We start from the raw sequence: 23266 nt of genomic DNA, 5'->3' as shown, positions 1-23266 counted from the left end.
CGCCGACGTCCGTACCTTCCTGGGGCTCGACGTACTCTCGGGGCACTGCATCCGAGACCGACGCGTCCTGGGAGAACGCGAGATCCATCGCACTACCGCACTGGCACGATTCAGCCATCCGCCACCTCCGACTCGGACGATACCCCAGTGGGGTATTCGAGACAATGGCTCGACGCTGCTCTTCACCCTCGACGAACGTCCACCATCCGCATCCCCTCACCCGTCGCATCCCGCCAACCGGGAATGGCACCTCGAGCCATTCGAACGCCGGCTGCGATCACGACCCCTCACACCCCCATGATCATGTGGACAACTCCTTGCCAGAGCAGGAAAAAGAAGTCACTCGGGAGTGTTCGACACCTGTGTGCAGCACGTTCGATACACAGGGTTCACCGGTGTGTCACTGTCGAAAAATATCGGTCGTTTTTATGTTTCTCCTAGTCAGAGCGGTTCTATCGGCGTGTCGTCAACAGGGAACAGTGAGTTGTCCACAGTTGTCCACAAGTTTTCCCCACCCGGTCCACCGGCTTCCACCGGTTGTCCACACACCCTGTGGAAAACTCCGTCCTGGTTAGTTGACAAGCGTCCATTCCAGCCCCTTGAATGGAGCCGGCGACACCGTCCTGCCGTTGCGCAAGCGCTGCACACGTTCAACCCTGTGACGGCCGCCCCGGCACCCGCACGTCCCGAGAGGCACACCGCCTTGCCGGGCCCTCGTCCTGAAGGTGATGACTTTGCCAGACCCAGCGAGCAGCATGCGCGCAGATCTCACTCCGCCCCAGGACCTCGATGCCGAACGCTCCGTGCTCGGTTCGATGCTCATGAGCAAGGACGCCATCTCCGACACCGTCGAGATCCTCAAGGGACGGGACTTCTACCGCCCGGCACACGAGACGATCTTCGACGCCATCCTGTCGCTGTACTCTCGCGGCGAGCCTGCCGACGCCATCACCGTCGGCGCGGAACTGGAACGCACCGATCAACTCGATCGGATCGGTGACCGCGTCTACCTGGCCGACCTGCTCGGTTCGGTCTCGATCGCCGAGAACGCCTCGTACTACGCCAGGATCGTCTCCGACAAGGCAGTGCTGCGCCGTCTCGTCGACGCCTCGATGCGCATCTCACAGATGGCCTACCAGGGGCAGGGGGACGTCGCCGACACGGTGGACGCCGCCCAGCAGGAGCTCTACGACGTCGCCGAGGGACGCACCAGCGACGACTACCACATCCTGTCCGAACTGCTCGAGAGCACCTGGGACGAGTTGGAGTCCATCGAGAGCCGTGGGGACGCCATGGGCGGCATCCCCACCGGGTTCGCCGATCTTGACGAACTCACCAATGGCTTCCAGCCAGGACAGATGATCATCGTCGCGGCCCGTCCGGCAATGGGCAAGTCAACGGTGGGACTGGACTTCGCCCGGGCCGCGTCGGTGAAGAACAACCTCACCAGCGCCATCTTCTCCCTGGAGATGGGGCGCAACGAGATCGTCATGCGACTGATGTCGGCCGAGGCGGGCATGGAGCTGTCCCGGATGCGCAGCGGGCGCCTCACCGAGGAGGACTGGCAGCGGTTGGCGTCCACCGCGACGAAGATCTCGTCCGCCCCGCTGTACATCGACGACTCCCCCAACCTCACCATGATGGAGATCCGGGCCAAGGCACGTCGCCTCAAGCAGAAGCACGACCTCCAACTCGTCGTCATCGACTATCTGCAGCTCATGACGAGCGGCAAGCGGGTGGAGTCGCGTCAGTTGGAGGTCTCGGAGTTCTCCCGCCAGATCAAGCTGCTGGCCAAGGAGTTGGAGATCCCGGTGGTCGCGCTCTCCCAGCTCAACCGTGGCCCCGAGCAGCGCACCGACAAGCGACCCATGGTGAGCGACCTGCGCGAGTCCGGATCGCTGGAGCAGGACGCCGACATGGTCATCCTGCTGCACCGTGAGGACGTCTACGACAAGGAGTCCCCGCGCGCCGGGGAGGCCGACTTCATCGTCGCCAAGCACCGCAACGGCCCCACCCGTACCATTCCCGTGGTGTTCCAGGGCCACTACTCGCGGTTCGTCGACCTGCAGAAGTGATCGATTGTTGGGCCGGAACACACGACGGGCTACCGTGAGGTCATGGACGCCATGCATGCTGTCGCCGTCACCCAGTCCCTGCCGATCACCGATCCCGACGTCTTCGTCGACGTGGACCTGCCAGTGCCCAGCCCTGGCCCGCTCGACCTGCTCGTGGAGATCGAGGCGATCTCCCTCAACCCCATCGACGTGAAGCTTCGCCGCAAGGCCGGAACCCCCGACGAACCGCTCGTCCTGGGTTTTGACGCCGCCGGGGTGGTACGCGCCGTCGGTGAGCGGGTGAGCGACTTCCAGGTGGGCGACTCCGTCTGGTTCTCCGGGCAGAGCAACCGGCCGGGCTGCTACGCCCAGTACACCCTCGTCGACTCCCGGATCGCCGCCCGACGTCCGGCAAGCCTGAGCGCCGCCGAGGCCGCCGCCATGCCGTTGACGAGCATCACGGCATGGGAGGGGCTGCACGATCACCTGCGCATCGGTGCCCACGACTCACTGCTCATGATCGGCGGTGCCGGCGGGGTGGGGTCGATGGTGATCCAGCTGGCCCGACTGGCCACCGACGGGGACGTCGTCGCCACGTCCTCCCGGGAGGTGTCCCGAGCCTGGTGCCGGGACATGGGGGCCACCGCAGTCATCGACCACCGCAATGATCTTGCCCAGGAATTGCACGAGGTCGGGGTCAACGGCGTCGAGACCGTCTTCTCGGCCTACACCGTCGGCAGGGAGGCCGAACTGGCACAGCTCATGAGACCGTTCGGCAGACTCGTCATGATCGACGGCACCGACTCCTTCGACATGACGGCGTTCAAACCCAAGTCGTTGAGCGTCACCAGCGAGTCGATGTTCGCTCGTCCCATCTTCGGCACCGCCGACGTCGCCGAGCAGGGCCGGATCCTGGCGAGAGTGGCCGATCTCGTCGACGAGGGGCGACTGCGCACCACGGTGGCCCATCAGTTGCAGGGTCTGACGGTGGACAACATCGTCGAGGGGACGGCCCTGGTGGAGTCGGGCCGGATGGTGGGCAAGATCGTCGTCACGGCGTGAGCGTCCAGAACCATCCGAACGACGCGACGCCCGAACCACTCGGGGTCATGGCAGCACGAGGAGGATCTGACGTGTCAGAGTCAGGACGCGTGGCCGGGCCGGGACACGTGACAGGGCCAGGACGTTCCCGGCCACACCCCTTGGGGAAGAGTGCTGGGCTGGACCTGTCCGAGCCAGCCGATCGGGTGGCACCACGTCTGCTCGGGGCGACGATCATGCACGGTTCGGTGGGGGTACGACTCACCGAGGTCGAGGCCTATCTGGGCATTGACGACCCGGCATCGCACGCGGCACGCGGACCCACCCCGCGCAGCTCGGTGATGTTCGGCCCACCCGGTCACATGTACGTCTACCTCTCCTACGGCATTCATCGATGCGTCAATGTGGTGTGCAGCCCGGACGGGACGGCCTCGGCGGTGCTGCTGCGTGCCGGGCAGATCGTGTGCGGAGTGGACGAGGTGCGTTCCCGACGCGGCGCCGTGCCCGCACGTCGACTGGCCAGTGGGCCGGGCAATCTCGGATCGGCTCTGGGAGCGGATCTCACCGACTGGGGAGCGGCCCTCACAGTGTGTGCCATGGGTTCGCCCATCGAACCAGCCACCGAGGGCCTGGTAAACGATCCCCCGCACCCGGACGGCCATGACCGGCTGGGCACGGATCAGTCCACACCAGATGGCGTCACCCACCATGACTGCCCACCCCGATGGCGGCTCATCCCGGCCAGCGAGCCTGTTCGGTACCGCACCGGGCCGCGGGTGGGGATCAGTCGCAATGCCGATGCTCCGTTGCGGTTCTGGATCGACGGCGACCCCACCGTCTCCGGACGACGATGAGACTGCCCGGAGCCTGACCTTGGTCACGGACCAACGAGGTGTCGAGACGGTGCCAGCCACGAATGACGAAGCATCGTGGCGAAGCCAGATCACGGCCGACGAGGTATCGAGTCGAGGTCAGAACACGGCTGACGGGGTACCGAGTCGGGCCCCGGCGCGAACGGAACCGGGAGGAGTCAACCGCCCAGCTCCCTCCGAGTGCCCCAGGGAAGCGGACATCACCAGGAGACCGGGGTTGCCATTCGGGATTGCTCGGCCCCTTCACCGTCCCGACCGGGTCGTGCCGCGCATCGGGGTGGCGGTGAGCGGGTCCTCGGGCCACGGGTGCTTGATGTAGCGTCCCCGATTCTCCGCTCGTACCTGCGGGTAGACGTTGGCCCAGAAGCTCGCGAGATCGTCGGTGACGGCCAAGGGACGTCGAGCCGGGGAGAGCAGGTGCAGGAGCACCGGCAGACGTCCGTTGCAGATCACCGGGGTCGTCGTCCACCCGAAGCACTCCTGCAGCTTCACCGCGAGCACCGGGGGTGAGTCGTCACCGACCTCGGGGTAGGCGAGCCGAATGTGGGAACCGGTGGGCACCTCGATGGTCTCGGGAACGAGATCGTCCAGATGACTGGCCTGTGGCCAGGGCAGCAGGGCACGCAGTCCCGCCGCCGGGCTGAATGGCTGTCCGGCAGCGACGGCGTCCAGGTCGATCCACTCACGCGCCCGGTCGATGAGGGCAACTTCGCCCACATCGGGCCAGCCTCCCCCAGCGCTCCCGCCATTGTCGGCCCCCGCACCCATGATTCGGTGCAGCACGCCGAGCCGTCGACGCAGCATGTCTGCCGAGGCCGACCAGGTGAGCACCCCGTGACCATCGATGCCCAGGCCGTGCTCGTGCAGTGCCGCCACCACCGCGTCACGAGCCGCTTGCCCACCGACGGTGATCGGGGTGGAGCTCAGCTCGATGGCACCCAGCCGGTGCACCAGTCGTCCCTGGACCTTGCCACCACCAGATCGACCCGCACCGTCCTGCCAAGTGGCAATCTCCTCGGTGACCTCGAGGCCCTGCGCAGCCTGCATGGCGCGTTCCGGGGCCAGTGGTGCAGCCGAGCGGATGACGGCACCGGACTGACCGCGCCGCGTGGTGCGGGAGACGTCGGCCACCGCGAGCCACTGCGCACCCGTCAACGGTGATCCGACCGGCAGATCAGCTGCCGTACCGGAGGCGAGCAGATAGTTTCTCGACCCCGCACCACGCTGACGCGCGACGTTCTGGGGGCGGGCCAGGGCCACGACGAGGGCCACTGCATCGTCCGCGTCACCGGCAGACCCTCCGCCCGGGGATGCAGCCCCGTATGGGGTTGGCCCAGCAGCATCCCCCGCCCGGCCATGTTCAGTGGGGCCAAGCTCGGTTCGACCAGGCTGGGCCGAACTGGCCCCAGCCGTACCCGGTTGCTGCGAGCCCTGGTCTCGGGCGATCTGCTCCAGCCGCCGCACCTGCACCCGCCACTGGGGTGACGCACGATGGTTTCCCGACCGCAGTGCGTGCACCAGCCCCGGGAGATCCGCCTCGGCGGCGCGTTCCCCAAGCTCCAGGGCGGCGACGGTCTGCGCAGCGGCCCGGGCACCAACCATCTGGGCTCCCGTGAGCAGGCCGCGGGCCAGGGCCGGGCTCGTCGGCACCAGGGCGAGCCGTCGTCCCCAGCGTGTGGGGCGTCCCTGCTCGTCCACGGCGCCCATGACACGCAACTGCTCCACGGCGTCCCGCACCTGGTCCGGCGGCAGCGGATCGGGCAGGGCCATCCCCTCACCGCAGGGTGCGCCCCAACAGGACAGGGTGAGCAGCGGCCCAGTGAGGTCGGCGTGCCTGATCTCCGGGGCGGGTTCGGCATCCATGCCGGTCCAGTCCTCGGCTGCCAGACAACGCACCGCCACCCCGGGCCCCAGACGAGCGGCACGTCCGGAGCGTTGGATCGCCGCAGCCCGGGACTCCCGTACCGTCACCAAGCCAGTCATGCCCCTGCCACGGTCCAGACGCGGCTCCCGGGCCAGCCCTGAGTCGATGACCAGACGCACCCCCGGCACGGTGAGGGACGACTCGGCGATGGAGGTCGCCACGACCACGCGCGGTCTGGTCGGGGCGGTGAGCACCTGGTCCTGGTCGCGCAGACTCATCGAACCGGTGAGGGTCATCACCTCGACCTGCGGCAGCGCGGTACGCAGGTGCGCAGCCACCTGCTCCACCTCCCACGCCCCCGGCAGGAAGACGAGGGCACAAAGAGGTGCGTCGGTGCCCGATGCGCCCGGACCGTTGTCAGCATGCGGTTCACGGGCGCCCTCGTCACCAAACCCACAGGTGTTCCCGGTGCCGGGATCACTGGTCAGCGTCGTGACGGCCTGGCAGGTCTGACGGCTCACATGGTCGAGGAATCTCCGATTTACCCGAGACCCGTCGGTGGCAGGCGCACCGAATGGTGCCCAGCGCACCTCGAGAGGGTGCAACACCGACGGCACCTGCACCGTGGCCACCCGGCGTCCGGTGCCGCGGGTCAGCAGGTCCGACCACCGCTCGGCTTCCAGGGTGGCCGACATGGCGACGAGTCGCAGGTCGTCGCGCAACTGGACGAGCTCACAGAGCATGGCGACCAACAGGTCGGAGTCGAGATGACGCTCGTGGACCTCGTCGAGGACGACGGCGTCAACCCCGCCAAGTTCGGGATCGGTGAGCAGCCGGCGCACCAGCACCCCGGTGGTGACGAACTCGATCCGGGTCGAGGGGGCGAGGGTGGACTCGCCACGCACGGTGTGGGCAGCCACCTGCCCCGGTCTGGTGCCGGTGAGTTGACACAGACGTCGTGCCGCGGCCCGAGCCGCCATCCGTCGTGGCTGGGTGACGATCACCCGACCGGTACTCCCACCGTCCGGGCGGGCGCCGTTTGGACGGGCATCACCCGCAGCGCCCGTGGCGAGAAGGGAGGCGACCAGGGGCGGCACGAAGGTCGTCTTGCCGGTACCGGGTGGGGCCTGGACAACCATCGCCCCATCTGCCAGACCAGCTTCCAGATCGGCGCGGTACCTGCTGATCGGCAGTCCGGCGCCGATGTGCTGCAGGTCGATGGGCACTGAGTCGGCGGTCACTGGGGCTGGGAGGACTCGTTCACACCATCATCCGTGGATGAGGTGGCAGATGGTTCTGCACCACCGTCGGAGCCGGACTTGTCGGTACGAGGACGCCGGAGGTTGGCATCCTGGAGCGCTGGTGTCTCCCCCACCGACTCGGGATTCTGCACCGTCTCGGTGAGCGGTTCGGGTGCATCGTCCAGGGTGAATGCGGTGGCCGGCACCTCGGACCAGGCACCGACGACATTGCGAGCGATCATGGTCATGATCTGCACGGCGTCATGTTCGGCACCATCCAGGGCAGCGAACTCGTCGGGGCTCATCCAGGCCAGTTCCCGGGACTCCCCCGGTCCGGGCTCCCCCACCGGGTCCTCGTCGGTGATCATGGCCATGACGAGGTCGGAGTGGAAATGGCCCGGGTAGGGGCTGTGGGTGTTGACGGCAACCGGGGCGGGGTGCATGACGTCGTGGATGCAGCCCTCGACTGCCGGCAGGGCCTGCAGCACGCGCAGCTGGCTGAGCTCGTAGCCGGTCTCCTCGCGCAGCTCGTGGGCCAGCGCCTGCCACGGATTCTCGGTGTGCTCGATGTGCCCACCGGGCTGCAGCCAGATGTTCAGCTTGCGGTGCCGGTGCACCAGAGCCTTGACCTCACCGTCCTGACGGCGCATGATCCAGGCGCTGATCGTCATGTCGTGTCCGTGCGGCTGGGTGTGAAGATGCGGCATGGATCCAGATTTTCACACCCGCACAAGGGTTGTCAGTCCACAGCTGGATGGGCGGCTCACCCCACGGTGAGAAGGTAACATTCCTCACATGAGCCGTAACACCACCATCATCGCCAGCGTGGCCGTGGCCGTGGCCGCCGTCACCATCGCCTCCGCCACCGTTCTTGCCAAGGCGCGCAGCGGCGCCGATCCGCGTATCGACGCAACCTCCAACGACTCCCTCAAGACCCTGCGCAGGACTCGTCCGTCCGGGGGCCGGCACACCCGCCGTCGCGATCCGCTCGCCGATGGCCATGCCACCCCCGCCGCCGGACTCAACTCGGTGCGTCAGGCCCCGAAGTACTTCACCTACGGACGCTGATCGGCGTTGGGGCGCAGCGTCACATTGCTGTAGAATCAAGTACCGGGAGGTTTGATTCATCATGACTGACGTTGATCCCATCACCGGCCTCAGCCTCAAGGAGGCACGCGAGGCCATGCACCTCACCCAGCGTGATCTTGCTGAGCACACTGGGATCTCCCAGCCGACGATCGCCCGAATTGAGTCTGGACAGCGTCGAGCCTCACTTGCCGAGCTGTCAGTACTGGGAGAGGCCTGTGGCGTGTTCCTCAACGACATGCTGGGGGAAGGTTCGCTGGCCGATCAGGTGCAGTGCGCAGGCCGAACTGACTCCGAGGACTCCCAAGCCTTGTCAGAATACTTGGTGTACGCCTTCACGCTGAGTCAGCGCCTGGACCAGCTTGGCGTGCCGGAGGTGGTATGAGCAACGAGGAGGCAGGCCGCGAGGCTGCACAGAACTTTCGTGCCGAGTTCCGCCTCGGTCACCGTCCGCTACCCAATCTTCCACGTCTCATTGAGCAGACGATGGGCATCGGCGTCGCCTGCGTCGCCGTTGACGCTCCCGGACATGGCATGACGATGCGCCTCGGCACGCGCTACCTCATGGCCGCTGGATGCACCGATCATCCCATGAGGCTGCGCTCCACCCTTGCCCATGAACTTGGCCACGTCCGTCTCAACAGTGTCGAGTGCTACGTCGATCACGGCACGTGGACCAAACGCACGCCCGAGGAAATTCAGGCTGATGCCTTCGCCCGTCATCTCCTCGTCCCCCTCGATGCTGTTGAAGCCGAAACCCACGGCTCCGAGCCCACCTTGAAGCTCCTGTCCAGTCTCGTCCAGCACTACAAGGCCTCACCTCAGATTGTCGCCATCCAGTTGCGTGAGGCTGACATCATCGACGCCAACTCCTGTACTGAGTGGGGCGAACTCACCTCTGGACAGCTCGCGTCCACGTTTGGTTGGCATGCCGAGTACGAAGCCCTTGCCGTGCAGTCACACACTCCGCGTCCTCCACAGACCCTCATGGCGCGTACCATCGAGGCCTTCCGCTGGGGAGTTGTGACACCGGCAGTCGTAGCCCGTTTGGAGGGCAGTGACGACCCGCAGGCCGTGGCAAAGCGTCTGGCAGACGCCGGAATCACGCCAACGAATGAGGACTTCACTGCCGACCGACCAGAACCCACCGGTCGTGAACTCACCCCAGAGGAATTAGCCCTACTTGGAGATGGCTCCGAGTGAACGGCAGACCCCGAATGGCCTACATCTTCGACACCGGTCCATTGTTCAAATTTCTCGCCACGGACTGTGTACCGCAGTTGATCAGTGCCATAGGGGGCAGCACCGTAGTGGTTCCGGAGGCGGTGGACTTCGAGATCCACGACACCCCCGATCGCCGCCCCCAATTTCGACATGCCCGCGACGTGTGGAAAAAGTTTCCTCCTCGTTTCAGGGATGTCATCCCAGACTCACCTTCTGAAGAGCTCAGACGATGCTGCAACCGGGTTTTCGGCATCGATCTTGAAACGCTGTACCGTCACAAGAAGGATCTGGGCGAAAACATGATGCTGCTTCACGGCTTGTCCCGAGCACACGCTGGTGAAAAAGTTGTTCTGATCTGCGACGATCAAGGTGGGATCGCGAAAGCGGAAGAACAGATTCGGGTACTGCGTCACAGGCAGCATCTCGGCACGGGTCCTGCCGAAGGATCATTGAGTTACGCAAAAACGACCAGTCTCCTGCACTGGGCCATCGAAGTTGGTTCCTTCAAATCTCAGGAACATTTCATCAAGAAATACAACATGATGGCCGAACTCGATGAGGCACTGCCAAAAAAGGTCAAGGACACAGGTCTGACAAAACGTCCCCCGTGGCCGCCAGTGGACCATTGATGACAATCTGGCGAAAAGCCGCCACGCGGTCGGTGCCGCGCCAGGCCCCGGAAGCGGGGACGCCGATCCTCCAGTACCGATGACGTGCCCCGCTGCAATCCCTCACCCTCGAGCAAGCTTGTCGGAGACCGTTCCGACCGCCTGGCTGACGAACCGACCGGCCCCACCTGCCAGGGATCCAGCCGTCCGACCAGCCGCACGCACCGACTCGTGCACCGCATGGTGCACCCGTCCGGCACGAGTGCGGGAGCGTCCGGACTCCCACTGCTCCATGACCTCGTCGAGCAGCTGCTCCATCGTGCGGGCCGCCGCCTCACGGGAGTACCTCGTGTTCAACAGCTCGGCCTCCCGTGCAGCCCACCGTCCTCGAGTGGTCTCATCGGCGTCCAGGACGGCGCGCACCCCGGAGGCGATGTCGTCGGGATCGGTCACCGCGCCGATCTCGCCATCGCCGATGACCTTGGCGAGTGGTGTGCGGGCATTGGTGACGACCGGCAACCCCGCCGCCATGTAGTCGAAGAGTTTGGTGGGGCTCATGCCCTTGTCGAACACCGGGATCGGGGCGACGACGTGCAGTCCGATGTCACAGGCCTTGAGCAGTCGCGGAACCTCGGTCTTGGCGATCGGGTCGCGAAACTCGATGTTCGAGATTCCCTTGGAGCGCGCCAGCTCGACGCACCGGTCCTTGTCGCCACCCTCCCCGACGAGCAGGAAGTTCACCTCGGGGCAACGCTCGGCGGCATTGACGATGTGTTCGACGCCGTCCTTGACGCCGTGCGACCCGGCGAACACCGCCGTCACCCCGTGGATGTCGAACTCCTCACGCAGTTTCTCGCGGTCCTCGTCCACCTCGAAGTCCGAGAGCTGGGTGCCATTGGGGATGACGACCATGAGACCCTCGGGGTCGATGCCCAGGTTGCGGAAGTGATCGCTCCAGTCGACGACGGTGACGACCCGCTCAGCCTGGGTGTAGATGAACTTCTCGAGCTCGATGAGCATCTTGTGGATGGCGCTCCCCTCGCGCAGGCCGCCGGTGGAGACCAAGGAGTCGGGCCACAGGTCACGCACCTCGGCGACGTAGGGGCGTCCACGCAGCCGGGCTGCGATCATACCGGCCACTGGGTTGAGCAGGTGGGGGCTGGAGGTGTACACCAGATCGGCCTTGCGCACGCTTGCCACGGCGGCCGCCTCAGCCGTGAAGAACAGCCATCCGACAAGGCGTTTCACGCCGTTGTTGTGGTACTCGGGAACCCAGACCAGGGTGAATCGTGGATCGTCGGTGTGCAGCCGTTGTTTGGCGTGGTGGGCGAAGTTCGCGCCGATGAAGTGTGGCGTCCAGCTGGCCACCCGGCTGAAGATGTCGGCATTACGGGTGGGGCCGACGACCCCTTGGGGCACGGCGAACTGGTTGACGACGGTGACCTTGCGATCGGTGGTCATGGACGTTCCTTTCCGGCGAGCGGAGCCGCCACATTCTTCACGAGATTCGTTCGGGGCGGTGCGCCGCACCGCATCGGGATGCACGCAACCCTTGCCACGCCGTCGTCGGGTCGATTCCGTGAGATCGGCCACGAGGGTTTCGAGGGTGCGGGCCTGAGACTCGAAGTTGAGATGGTCGGCGATGGTCCGGGCTCCAGCCTGACCCATCCGGGCACAACGCTGCGGATCGGCCAGCACCTGCGCCAGCCCAGCGCAGGTGGCGTCCAAGGACTCGGTGTCGACGAACACTCCGGCACCCCAGCCGCCGAACATCTGCTGCCAGGCATCGAAGTTCGAGGCACAGAACGGCACCCCGGAGGCCATGTACTCGAAGAGTTTGGTGGGCAGGGAGCGGGTGTAGTTGGGCAGTGGTTCGAGCATCACCAGACCGATTTGGGCCGAAGAGATGATCTGCGGCACTTCGGTGGGCCCCACCATCCCGTGATAGGTGACGATCCCCTCACCCACAGCGCGCTCAACGGCTGCCCGACACGCCCGTTGCGAAGCTCGTCCGGCCAGGTGCAGGTGGACGCGTGGATCGTCGACGTGCAGTCGACGAGCCACCTCGATCATGAAGGAGAGCTTGCGCTCCTCGGTGAGGTCTCCGACGTAGACCAGACGACCGGGCACCGGCTGAGGATCGACGGTGAAATTGCGCTGCCACGGGTAGTTGCGCACCTGCACGGTGCGGGCATGGGAATACGTGTCTGCGATGGTGTCGGTTGCGGCGACGATGGCGTCGGCATGACGATCTGCCAGCCCGGTGAGGATTCGAGCCGCACCACGGGCCACCGGGCGGGTGAGCCGGTTGAGGTACGGCTTGGTGTCGATCTGGCCGACGAGGTCTTCGTGGGCGTCGTAGATGACGGCGCAGCCACTGCGTGTCTTGAACACCAGGGCCATCGGGATGAGTTCGGGATCGTGGATCTGCAGGACGTCGGGGTGCAGCCGCTCCAGCACCGACCAGGCCTCCCGCTGGCCGCACACCAGTCGTCGCAGGCGTCTGCCCGGGTGCAGGGCGATGATCGGCACGTCGTCGTCGACGCCGTCCCGGTCAGCGCGAATCACCAGGTGGAAGTCGTACCCGGCCTCTACCATCGCCCGAGCCTCCTTGTTGAAGACCCGGTTGTCATGGGTGTGGTGCACGGTGGACAGGTGGATCACGGTGGTGTCAGCAGGCTGGATCACTGTTTCTGTTCTCCTTGGTCGTGCCGAGGCTGCTCACGTCGGCCGTTGGCACCGTTCAGACGATGGGAGTGCGCATCGTGTTGCGGTGATCGGTCCGCGCTCGAACGCTGTTCACCAGCCGATTCCTGCACCATACCGGGGAGCTGATCGGAGTCGTCAAGCACGAGCGCCGTGAGGCACAGCATCACTGCCAGCCATGCCGCAGTGACATTCGGACCGATGAACTGACTGTTGGCGCAGGCCAGCAGTGGACTTGCCACCAGCAGTCCCATGAGCACACTGGCGGTCGCTGCACGTACTCCCTTCCGATGGGCTCGTCCGGCTCGCCAGGCTGTGATGAGTGCGCCGATCCACACTGTCACGAGCAGGGCGAGCACCACGAGGCCATAGTCCACGGCAACTTCGATCATCCCGTTGTGCGCGTTGATCTTGCCGTGCAATGCAAAGGTGTGCTGGTTTGCTGCGGCTCGCGCAAACCCGTCCGGGCCGGCGCCCAGCAGCTGGTGGCCCTGCAGCAGAGTGAGTCCGAAGGCCAGCAGGGACATGCGTACCGGTAGGGAAGCCGACCCATGATCGGTGTGGTTCCGCCACACCGACAGCCACATCTGCCAGTGGTCCGCGCCGAATCGCCACGCCCCCAGGGCAAGTGCCAGTACGGCAGCGACGGCGATGACCCCTGCGACGTGAGACGGCAGCTTCTGCACGAGCACGACGGCCATCAACACCACCATCCCCAGGATGCAGGCCCGCGAATGGGTGATCCACAGCAGCCAGGCTCCGCACAGCAGGACGGCACCGTCCCATGCCAGTGCCCAGCGACGTTGCCCGGTACGGATCCGGCAGGAGGCCAGCCAGCCGCCCAGTGCCAGTCCGACGGTGAGGAACAGCGCGTAGTAGTTGGAGTTGACGAAGAAGGTGGCTGGGGTGAAGTACGTATTGGGGTGGTGCTGCCACACGCCGCCCCCGTAGTCGGGCAGGTGCCTGGCAGTGTGCCACTCCCACCGGGCGATCGGGGCGCTCGCTGCGATCGTCCACTGCCAGCCCCGCGTCAAGCCGCTCAGGAGGCGTCGACCACGCAGCCTGGCCAAGGCCCATGCCAACACCCAGCCGACGGCGAGGTTGACGATACCGCCGAGGGATACCCCGGGGTTGGCCAGGCACGAGACGACGCCCAGCACCAACCAGGCGGCTCCGAGACCGAGGAACCACCACTGACCCCGCCACGCGCGTCCAGCACATGCAGCAAGGACGGCGCACCCGAGGACAAGGGCACGGAACAACGTCATCGACCCGAAGGCGGCATAGTGACCGAGCAGGACGCTCCATGGCAAGAGGAAGCCGGCGGCGTTGATCGCTCTGTCACCAGCCGGACCAGTCGATCCGGGAGTTTTCACGGCATCATCCCACTGCGAGATCGGGGCGCACCGAGCATGAGAGGTTCCCGACTCGCCTCGAGGAGATTGAAATGATCATACGCACAGTCGAGATGTCTTTCGGAAAGACCCCGCTCTCCTCTCCCCTCTCGGTGCGTCGGTTGGGATCTGTCAAGCGGTGGCAGGGCGGTCAAGTCACCGTGGGGAGCACGATCGAGAGAATTGGGCTTCGTCGGAGGCGGAGTTGATCCAATCGTCACGAGTGGTCCCGCTCGCCAGCTTCCAGCAACACCGTTGCAACATTGCGAGCAGCCCTGCCATCACCGTACGGGTGACCCGGATCATCGTCAGGATGCGGGCGCGTGGCGTACTCGTCCAGGTGTTCGGCGTCGGGATCGAGCACGTTCCAGCCGTTCTCGACGGTCTCCACCCACTCGGTCTCGGTGCGCACCGTCGTGCAGATGGTGCCGAGCAGGAAGGCTTCCTTCTGAAGACCACCCGAATCGGTGATGACGCCGGCGGCATGGGTGACTGCGTTGACCATGTCGGGGTAGGCCAGCGGATCGATGGTGGTGAGGTTGCCACGGGCAATGGTGATGCCGTCGGCCTCGGCGCGGGCACGCAGCCGCGGATGTACCGGCAGGATGACCTTACGATCCACGTTGCCGAGAGCGTCGAGGATGTGGGTCAGGCGCTCGGGATCGTCAGTGTTGTCGGCACGATGGATTGTCGCCATGACGTACTCCTCGCCATCCTTCACGCCGGGTACCGGGCGCGGATTGGCGAGGACGGAGTCGCGCACCTGCAGGCAGACATCGGTCATGACGTCACCGACGAGCACGGAGCGGGCAGCCAGTCCCTCGTCGGCCAGATGCCCCATGGCAACCTCGGTCGGTGCCAGGCAGAGGTCAGCGGCGTGGTCGGTGAGAACGCGGTTGTGCTCCTCAGGCATGCGGCGGTTGAAGGAACGCAGGCCAGCCTCGAGGTGGGCCACCGGCAGGTGCATCTTGACCGCCGATAGGGTGCCGGCAATGGTCGAGTTGGTGTCACCGTAGACGAGCACCCAGTCCGGGTTCATGTCCTCCAGCACCGGGTCGAGCTGCTCGAGCATGCGGCCGGTCATGACGCCGTGGGAGCCGCCGCCGACGCCCAGATGCAAGTCAGGGTTCGGGATGCCGAGCTCGACGAAGAAGGAGTCGGACATGTTGACGTCGTAGTGCTGACCGGTGTGGATGATCTTGTGATCGATCCCCTCAGTCGCGAAGGCTTTGGCCACCGGAGCCAACTTCACGAACTGGGGACGAGCCCCGACGATGCTTACGACGCGCATTGATGAACCTTTCCTAGGGCGGAGGGCATGCTGTACGGCACTGCAGTCTAGCGGCTGGCACCGGCGACGCCGCGGCGCAATGCCAGTGCCAGCCCACCACCTGTCCACAGACTGCCGCGTGATCGGTCTGGCCTCACCGCCGCGCAGATGTTGAACGTTGGTGGCTGTGCGACCACGGGCAGGTGAGAGGTCAGCCCTCGACGATCCGGGAGTCCGGACGCTTGAGAGCGTGTTGTTCCACCTCGATGAGGGCAGGCACGTCGGCCTCGAAGTTGAACTCCTCCTCGATCGCTCGACGTCCCCTGACGCCCATCTCATGACAACGCTGCGGATCAGCCATCAACTCAACAGCAGCTCGTTGCGCCTCGCTGCTGTCTTGGACGGTGTCGACGAAGACGCCACAGTCCCATTTCTCGAGGCTCTCAACCAGTGCAGGAAGATTCGAGGCGATGAACGGGATTCCAGCTGCCATGTACTCGAAGACCTTGGTCGGCAACGCGTCCAGGTGGTTCTTGTCAGGACGCATGAACATCAGTCCGGCAACTGCCGAGCCCAGCAGGTCAGGCACCTGATCACCCGGAATCGTGCCTCGGTAGTCCACACTCGGATGCTTGTCGAGCTCGTCGAAGAGGTGAGCCACCTCCGGGTCAGGCTTTCCGGCTATGACCAGCGTCGCCTTGCCACCGAGTTCGTCAGCCAGCTCGAACATCTTGTCGGTCTGCCGCCCACCGGAGAGCATCCCGACGTAGACCACCCGATCCGGAACCTTCTCGACATCGACCGGTAGGTGGAAGCCCGAGAGCAATGGATAGTTGTGGACCAGTCGCTTGTTGGAATGGGTAAAACCCTTGGCGACGGCAGGGGTCACCGCGATGATGCCGTCGTAACACTTGTCGGCAAGGGTGACCAGCGTCTTGGCCACCATCCGGGCCAATGGGCGTACCCGCTCGGAGAGGTATGCCTTGCTGTCGATCTGGGCGACGAGGTCCTCGTGGGCGTCGAAGACGGCAGCGCGGCCACGCAGCTTCACCCACGCCAGGACCATGGGGATGAGCTCGGGATCGTGGATGTGGACGAGATCGGGGTTGACGCGCTCCAGCGCCTTCCACGCCTTCACCTGACGACGAGTCAGACGGTCAATACGGTTGGTGGCCTTGCCGATCCCGACCACGTGCACCCCGCTGTCGATCTCGTCACCGTCCTGGGCACCGATGAACCACACATCGGCACCACGCTTGGCGAGGCTGGCGCATTCCTTGCGGAAGATACGGCCATCCCGCGGCGGGTGGGCGGTGGACAGGTGGCAGACGCGAGCAACGCTCATCAGGCCACCTCTCCGTCACCGACGACGACGACCTGCACGCCGTCCCACTTGGCCGGGTCGACGACGTGACGACCGTCGACGAGCACCTTGATGCCCGGCAGGTCGGCCGGGGTGAAGTCCTGGTACTCAGGATGGTCGGCCTGCAGCAGGGCCGCGTCCACCTCGTCGCCGACGTGGTAGGCGGTGAAGCCGAACTTGGCGAGCTCCTCGTCGGTGAACATCGGGTCGTGGACGAACACGGTGGCCCCGGCGGCCTCGAGGTCCGCGACGGTCGGGAAGACGCCAGAGAAGGCGGTCTCCTTGACCTTGCCGCGGTAGGAGGCCCCCAGGACGACGACCTTCCTGCCCTGCAGCCCGCCCAGCCCCTGGGAGGCGGCGTCGACGCAGTACTGCGGCATGGTCATGTTGGCCTGACGAGCGGTACGCACGATGGTGGCGTCCGGGTCGGTCCACAGGTACAGACGCGGGTACACCGGGATGCAGTGCCCGCCGACGGCGATGCCGGGACGGTGGATGTGGGAGTAGGGCTGGGAGTTGCAGGCGTCGATGACCTTGTAGACGTCGATGCCGTTCTTGGCGGCGAACTTGCCGAACTGGTTGGCCAGGCCGATGTTGACGTCGCGGTAGGTGGTCTCGGCGAGCTTGGCCATCTCGGCGGCCTCGGCGGTGCCCATGTCCCACACACCGTTGGTGCGCGGCAGATCGTCACGCTCGTCGAAGTCGAGCAGCTGCTGGTACAGTTCGATGCCTTTGGCGGTGCCCTCGGCGCTCAGTCCGCCGACGAGCTTGGGGTAGCGGCGCAGGTCGGCGAAGACGCGGCCGGTGAGCACCCGTTCGGGAGAGAAGACGAGGTGGAAGTCCTGGCCCTCGGTGAGCCCGGAGATCTCCTCGATCATCGGCTTCCAGCGATTGCGGGTGGTACCGACCGGCAGGGTCGTCTCGTAGGAGATGACGGTGTCGGGGGTGAGGTGGGCGGCCAGCGACTTGGTGGCGGCATCCATCCAGTCGAAGTCCGGCTCCCAGGTCTCGTCGTTGACGAACAGCGGCACGACGAGGACGATGGCGTCGGCCTGTGGGACGGCCTCGGCGTAGTCGGTGGTGGCGCGCAGCTTGCCGGCCGGGACGAGCTTCTTGAGCTTCTCGTCCAGGAAGGCCTCGCCGGGGAACGGCTCGTTGCCCTTGTTGATCTCGTCGACGACGCGTTGCTGGACGTCGACACCGATGACGTCGTGGCCCTTCTCGGCGAACTGCACAGCCAACGGCAGGCCGATCTTGCCCATGGCAATGACGGCGATCTTCATGCAAGACTCCCTCTGGTCTTCTCCGAGGCTCAACACTCGGAACGGATTGCGGCGCGCCGCCCCAACTCACACGAAGCAGACCCGCATGAAGTGCAGACCCGCATGGCCGCGTGAAGTACGAACCCGTGCAGGCAGGGCAGACGATCACCGGCAAGTGTACCTTGCATGCACCGGTGATGGCGGTGGCCAGATGAACACGCCCCGGCCCAACTGGCTAGGCTCGGGGCATGGACAACGAGACCCCCCAGACTCCGAATGACGGCACCCCGGTCGTTGAGCTGCGTGACGTCAACAAGCATTTCGGCGACCTGCACGTGTTGCAGGACGTCAATCTCTCGGTGCACAAGGGCGAGGTCGTCGTCATCCTTGGGCCGTCGGGGTCGGGAAAATCGACACTGTGCCGCACGATCAACCGGCTGGAGACGATCGACTCGGGCACGATCCTTTTCCACAACGAGCCGCTGCCCACCGATCCGCAGCAGCTCTCCACCCTGCGCACCAAGGTGGGAATGGTCTTCCAGTCGTTCAACCTGTTCGACGAGATGACAGCACTGGAGAACGTCATGTTCGGCCCGACGAAGGTGTTGGGTGTCGCCGAGGAGGAGGCCCGCTCGCAGGCGATGGAGTTGCTGAGTGGCACCGGGATGGCCGAGCAGGCCGACAAACACCCCGCCGAGCTCTCGGGGGGTCAGCAGCAGCGGGTGGCGATCGCCCGATCGTTGGCCATGCAGCCCGAGGTGATGCTCTTCGACGAGCCGACCTCGGCCCTGGACCCGCACATGGTCCACGAGGTGCTCGATGTCATGACTGGTCTGGCCGACTCGGGGATGACGATGGTCGTCGTCACCCACGAGATGGCCTTCGCCCGGAAGGCGGCCGACCGGGTGATCTTCCTGACCGACGGGCAGATCCTGGCGGACACGGACCCGCAGACCTTCTTCACCCATCCGGACACCGAGCAGATTCGGGAATTCCTGGGTGAGCTGGAGGGGTGAGAGAGGGCCTTGGAAGTCGTGGGAGGACCACTCCCCTACACCTTCTGGACAGACAGAAGTAAGAACATTAGGGAAGGATGGCCCTGGGGGTGCAAGGGGGATCACTCCCCCTTCGCATCCTTCCGCCAGGAAGGACAACCAACCTCGGGGGGTGCAAGGGGGATACCCCTGCACCGTCTGCCGGGAAGGAGAAGGACACCATGTATCCAGCTGAACGCCACAAATGGCTCGTGACCACTGCGCGGGACGAGGGACGTGTCTCGGTGACACAGGCCTCGGAGCGTCTGGGCGTCGTGCCCGAGACGATTCGCCGTGACCTGGACGTGCTGACCTCCCGTGGCCTGCTGACCAGGGTGCATGGTGGGGCGATTCCAGCCGGCTTCGATCTGCTGGGTGATCAGCCGTTGGAGACGCGCGACTCATCCGCCGTGACCGAGAAGGAGAGAATTGCGCAGGCTGCGGTGGATTTCCTGCCGTCGGGACGCGGCGCGATCATCCTCGACGCCGGTTCGACGATGGCCCGGTTCGCCGCACTGCTCTCCCCGTCCTCCCAGTTGACGATCTTCACCGACTCGGCTCCCGTGGCGACGTCTGCATCGACCCATTCCACCTGTGACGTGCAGTTGATCGGTGGACGGGTGCGTCCCACCACCCAGGCCACGGTGGGCAACGTCGAGCAGTTCGACAGGCTGCGGGTGGAGGTGGCGTTCCTGGGCACCAATGGCATCTCGGTGGACCACGGTCTGTCCACCCCCGACGTGGACGAGGCCGCCACGAAGGCGGCGATGGTCCGTTGTGCCCGTGAGGTTGTCGTTCTGGCCGATTCGCGCAAGATCGGTGCGGAGTCGACGACGCGGTTCGCCACCCTGGACGACATCGACGTGCTCATCACCGACGAGGGCATCTCGGAACATCAGCTCAAGGCTCTGAAGAAAGCTGGGGTGGACGTCGTCATCGTCTGAGCCACCACCCTGACCTCTCCGCATGTCATGTGTGACCCACGAGGACGTGGCTTCCGATGACATGAGTGCCTCTGACGTCCTGCTGTCCGATGCGGACCCACCAGATGTCTGGAAAAGTGTTTTTCTGTTGTTTCATCTGGTTACCGCTGCTAATATGTCACTCATTCCAACATATCCGGTGCGTTGGCACCGCCTCAGGGATCGACGAGGGAGTCACAGTGATCGTCACCGTCACGCTCAACCCGAGCATTGACCGCACGGCGGGTCTGTCCGGTCCGCTGAATCGTGGCCGGGTGAACCGACTCGGCAGCTGCGACGAGGTCGCCGCAGGCAAGGGAGTCAACATCTCCCGAGTCCTGCACGGTGCCGGGGTCGACACCTGCGCCATCGTGCCAGCCCATTGTGAGGATCCCCTGGTGATCGGGCTCCAGAACGATGACATCCCACATCTGGCGGTTCCCATTCGCGCTGCGACACGGACGAACCTCACCCTCACCGAACCCGACGGAACCACGACGAAGATCAACGAGCCGGGGGCCCACCTCTCCCCCGACGAACTTGCCGCCATCGAACAGGCCGTCGTCACGAAGGCTCACGAAGCCACTTGGGTGGTGATGTCGGGATCGCTGCCGCCAGGTGTTCCTGCAGCGTGGTACGCCGCGATGACCGAACGACTGCACGAGGTCGGCGTCAAGGTTGCCGTCGACACCTCCGACGAACCGCTCCACGAGCTGGCGACCCGTCTGCCCGAGGCCGCACCCGACCTCATCAAGCCCAACTCCGTCGAGCTCGGCCAGCTGTGTGGAGCCGACGGCAAGGCTCTCGAGACCGCGGCAGACCACGGTGACTTCAACACCGTCGTCTCGGCGGCGCGACGTCTGCACGGCATCGAGAACGTCCTGGTGACCCTGGGTGGTGCCGGTGCTCTGCTTGTCACCGAGCACGACGCGTGGCACGCCCGTTTCGAGCCGGTCGAGGTGCGCTCGACCGTCGGAGCCGGAGACTCCTCCCTGGCCGGTTTCCTGCTGGCTCACGCCCGAGGCGACCAACCCGAAACCTGTCTGCGCACCGCCGTCGCCTGGGGCACGGCCGCCGCAGCCCTGCCGGGATCAACCATGCCGACCCCGGCACAGGCCGACGCCATCGGCGTCAGCCTCGTCCATCTGTGAGATCGGAGAACCGATGAACGTTCCTCTCATCACCCCTGAACTGGTGTGCCTGGACGCCGATCTGGGATCGACGAAGGCCGAGGTCATCACCTCGGTCGCCGGAATCATCGCCGCGGCCGGACGCGCCAACGCCGACGGCTTGTCACACGACGCCCTCGATCGGGAGGCCCAGAGCCCCACCGGGATGCCCGGCGGCTTTGCCATTCCACACTGTCGCTCCGCAGCGGTGAGCCAGCCATCCCTGGGGTTCGCCCGACTGTCTCCTGCAGTCGACTTCAACGGACCCGACGGGCCGGCCGACCTCGTCTTCATGATCGCGGCGGCAGAAGGTGCTGGTGCAGATCACATGAAGCTGCTCACCAAACTGGCTCGTGCCCTGGTGAAACCCGAGTTCGTCGAACAGTTGCGGCAGGCCACCGACGCACGAACCGTGGTGGACCTCATCGAGTCGGTCGTCGAACCAGACGCAGCCGCACCATCCTCCGCAGCAGTGTCACCGGCCAGCGCGGCACCGGACCCAGCGGTTCAAGCCCCAGCGGTTCCGTCGCAGACTGCCGGCACCGAGGCAGACCAGCAGCAAGGTTCCGGTGCGGAAGGGACGCCGACCCCCGACACCACCAACCAGACCCACGTCGTGGCAGTGACCGCCTGTCCCACCGGGATCGCCCACACATACATGGCCGCCGACTACCTCACCGCTGCTGGCAAGAAGATGGGGATCGACGTCAAGGTCGAGCCACAGGGGTCCACCGGAACCGAACCACTGAGTGCCGCAGACATCGAGAGAGCCGATGCCGTCATCTTCGCCACCGACGTCGGTGTCAAGGGGCGGGATCGGTTTGCTGGCAAACCCGTCATCGAGTCCGGGGTGAAACGAGCCGTCAACGAGCCGGAGACCATGGTCGCCGAGGCGGTCGCGGCGGCCAGGGATCCCCATGCCCACCGCGTGTCGGTCAGCACTGGCGAGCATGACGAGGCCGAACAAGCCGGTTCACAGATCGGATGGGGCAAACGCCTCCAGCAGGCCCTCATGACTGGCGTGTCGTACATGATTCCCTTCGTGGCTGCCGGTGGTCTGCTCATCGCCCTGGGATTCCTCTTCGGCGGCTACGAGATCGCCCAGGACGGCATGGACATCGCCCTGCACAACACCTTCGCCAACCTTCCAGCGCCTACCGGGCATGCCCTGGGTGGATCCGCTGCGATGACGTACCTCGGGGCCGTCTTCTTCGCCGTCGGACAGGCCGCCTTCGCCTTCCTGCTCCCGGCCCTGGCCGGCTACATCGGCTTCGGTCTGGCCGACCGGCCCGGAATCGCCCCCGGTTTCGTGGCCGGGGCCATTGCCGGGGTGACCGGAGCAGGCTTCATCGGTGCCATCATCGGTGGTCTGCTGGGCGGCTTCATCGCCTACGGATTCACTCGCCTCAACCCGCCGCGATGGCTGCGTGGTCTCATGCCGGTAGTCATCATCCCGCTGGTGGGGTCCCTGTTGGCCGGCGGACTCATGTACGTCGTCCTGGGGCGTCCCCTCGCCACCATGACGAATTCGCTCAACAACTGGTTGGGTGGCATGAGTGGCGCCTCGGCCGTCATCCTCGGCATCATCCTGGGTCTCATGATGTGTTCCGACCTCGGCGGGCCGATCAACAAGGCTGCCTACCTGTTCGCCACGACCAACCTCGCCGTCACCAACGCCGGATCGCTCAAGGTCATGGCCGCCGTCATGGCTGCCGGAATGGTGCCCTCGTTGGCGATGGCGCTGTCCACCGCAGTGCGTCCGAAGCTCTACCAGCCGGCCGAGCGGGAGAACGGAACCGCTGCCTGGCTGCTGGGCGCCTCCTTCATCTCCGAGGGAGCCATCCCCTTCGCCGCAGCCGATCCGTTGCGCGTCATCCCCTCGATGATGGTCGGCGGTGCCGTCACCGGTGCCCTCTCCATGGCTCTGGGTGCCGCCTCCAAGGCCCCCCACGGCGGAATCTTCGTGTTCTTCGCCATCGACCGATTCTGGGCGTTCATCCTGGCCGTCATCGTCGGTACCGTCGTGGCAGCCTTGCTCGTCACCATTCTCAAGGCGTCAGCCCAGCGCAAGGACAAGACAGCCGCTGCCGCCTGAATCCCTGCACACCCCATAGGC

16 protein-coding genes and 3 pseudogenes are annotated in these 23266 nt (G+C 65.5%); 11 read left to right on the top strand and 8 right to left on the bottom strand.

The genetic code is table 11. From position 1 onward, the window contains the following. Positions 1–728: 728 nt before the first annotated feature. From dnaB to CKV91_RS02680, 3 genes are all read left to right on the top strand, one after another. Positions 729–2075 (top strand): replicative DNA helicase, encoded by a 1347-nt coding sequence (gene dnaB / locus CKV91_RS02690; RefSeq protein ID WP_095140944.1) that lies wholly within the window; start codon positions 729–731, stop codon positions 2073–2075. 42 nt (positions 2076–2117) lie between these two features. After that, entirely contained in the window at positions 2118–3116 is a 999-nt protein-coding gene (locus CKV91_RS02685; protein ID WP_065860960.1) for a zinc-binding alcohol dehydrogenase family protein, read from the top strand. Between the two features lie 215 nt (positions 3117–3331). Next, positions 3332–3949 carry a DNA-3-methyladenine glycosylase gene (locus CKV91_RS02680; protein ID WP_051167194.1) on the top strand — a complete coding sequence of 206 codons (618 nt, stop codon included), beginning with the start codon at positions 3332–3334 and terminating at the stop codon, positions 3947–3949. A 261-nt stretch (positions 3950–4210) separates the two neighbouring features. Here CKV91_RS02680 and CKV91_RS02675 read toward each other — a convergent pair whose 3' ends face one another. Continuing rightward, positions 4211–7072, bottom strand: a complete 2862-nt coding sequence (locus CKV91_RS02675; RefSeq protein ID WP_095140943.1) for an ATP-dependent RNA helicase — start codon at positions 7070–7072, stop codon at positions 4211–4213. Positions 7073–7227: 155 nt separating this feature from the next. After that, positions 7228–7779, bottom strand: a pseudogene (locus CKV91_RS02670) (NUDIX hydrolase); the annotation flags it as partial. An 88-nt stretch (positions 7780–7867) separates the two neighbouring features. On the opposite strand from CKV91_RS02670, the gene CKV91_RS02665 reads away from it, so the two are divergent. The 4 genes from CKV91_RS02665 to CKV91_RS02650 all read left to right on the top strand — a co-directional run bounded on the left by CKV91_RS02665 (position 7868) and on the right by CKV91_RS02650 (position 10011). Continuing rightward, positions 7868–8140, top strand: coding sequence for a hypothetical protein (locus CKV91_RS02665; RefSeq protein WP_021103764.1), 273 nt, complete (start codon positions 7868–7870; stop codon positions 8138–8140). A 61-nt stretch (positions 8141–8201) separates the two neighbouring features. Next, a complete protein-coding gene (locus CKV91_RS02660; RefSeq protein WP_065860961.1) occupies positions 8202–8543 on the top strand; it encodes a helix-turn-helix domain-containing protein in 342 nt (113 codons plus the stop codon). Then, positions 8540–9361, top strand: a complete 822-nt coding sequence (locus tag CKV91_RS02655) for an ImmA/IrrE family metallo-endopeptidase (protein ID WP_021103762.1) — start codon at positions 8540–8542, stop codon at positions 9359–9361. The genes CKV91_RS02660 and CKV91_RS02655 overlap by 4 nt, the downstream gene beginning before the upstream one ends. Before the next feature lie 14 nt (positions 9362–9375). Further along, positions 9376–10011 carry a PIN domain-containing protein gene (locus tag CKV91_RS02650; protein WP_021103761.1) on the top strand — a complete coding sequence of 212 codons (636 nt, stop codon included), beginning with the start codon at positions 9376–9378 and terminating at the stop codon, positions 10009–10011. 102 nt (positions 10012–10113) lie between these two features. On the opposite strand, the pseudogene CKV91_RS10055 reads toward CKV91_RS02650, so the two are convergent. The 6 genes and pseudogenes from CKV91_RS10055 to CKV91_RS02620 form a co-directional block, all read right to left on the bottom strand. Next, positions 10114–11247: pseudogene (locus tag CKV91_RS10055) on the bottom strand (glycosyltransferase family 4 protein); the annotation flags it as partial. A 318-nt stretch (positions 11248–11565) separates the two neighbouring features. Beyond that, positions 11566–12678 (bottom strand): annotated as a pseudogene (locus tag CKV91_RS02640) (glycosyltransferase); the annotation flags it as partial. Next, positions 12675–14072, bottom strand: a complete 1398-nt coding sequence (locus tag CKV91_RS02635; RefSeq protein ID WP_065860963.1) for an O-antigen ligase family protein — start codon at positions 14070–14072, stop codon at positions 12675–12677. The gene CKV91_RS02635 and the pseudogene CKV91_RS02640, both read right to left, overlap by 4 nt. Positions 14073–14307: 235 nt before the next feature. Continuing rightward, a complete protein-coding gene (gene wecB, locus CKV91_RS02630) occupies positions 14308–15381 on the bottom strand; it encodes a non-hydrolyzing UDP-N-acetylglucosamine 2-epimerase (protein WP_065860964.1) in 1074 nt (357 codons plus the stop codon). 190 nt (positions 15382–15571) lie between these two features. Continuing rightward, complete coding sequence (locus tag CKV91_RS02625) at positions 15572–16705, bottom strand: glycosyltransferase family 4 protein (RefSeq protein WP_065860965.1); 1134 nt, start codon at positions 16703–16705, stop codon at positions 15572–15574. Continuing rightward, positions 16705–18006, bottom strand: a complete 1302-nt coding sequence (locus tag CKV91_RS02620) for a nucleotide sugar dehydrogenase (protein ID WP_021103755.1) — start codon at positions 18004–18006, stop codon at positions 16705–16707. Before CKV91_RS02620 ends, CKV91_RS02625 begins: the two co-directional genes overlap by 1 nt. A gap of 227 nt (positions 18007–18233) precedes the next feature. Between CKV91_RS02620 and CKV91_RS02615 the strand changes: the two genes are divergently transcribed. The 4 genes from CKV91_RS02615 (at position 18234) to CKV91_RS02600 (ending at position 23245) form a co-directional block, all read left to right on the top strand. Beyond that, positions 18234–19001 carry an amino acid ABC transporter ATP-binding protein gene (locus CKV91_RS02615; protein WP_065860966.1) on the top strand — a complete coding sequence of 256 codons (768 nt, stop codon included), beginning with the start codon at positions 18234–18236 and terminating at the stop codon, positions 18999–19001. Between the two features lie 200 nt (positions 19002–19201). Next, positions 19202–19963 (top strand): DeoR/GlpR family DNA-binding transcription regulator, encoded by a 762-nt coding sequence (locus CKV91_RS02610; RefSeq protein ID WP_021103753.1) that lies wholly within the window; start codon positions 19202–19204, stop codon positions 19961–19963. A gap of 218 nt (positions 19964–20181) precedes the next feature. Then, positions 20182–21132: a 1-phosphofructokinase gene (gene pfkB, locus CKV91_RS02605; protein WP_065860967.1), complete on the top strand. Its 951-nt coding sequence runs from the start codon at positions 20182–20184 to the stop codon at positions 21130–21132. A 13-nt stretch (positions 21133–21145) separates the two neighbouring features. Then, a complete protein-coding gene (locus tag CKV91_RS02600) occupies positions 21146–23245 on the top strand; it encodes a PTS fructose transporter subunit IIABC (protein WP_065860968.1) in 2100 nt (699 codons plus the stop codon). Positions 23246–23266 lie beyond the last annotated feature (21 nt).

The sequence above is a fragment of the Cutibacterium granulosum genome, assembly GCF_900186975.1.
In the GTDB taxonomy this organism is placed as follows: domain Bacteria; phylum Actinomycetota; class Actinomycetes; order Propionibacteriales; family Propionibacteriaceae; genus Cutibacterium; species Cutibacterium granulosum.
The sequence above is the reverse complement of the archived record's forward strand: the minus strand, read 5'-3'. Positions and strand labels throughout refer to the sequence as shown.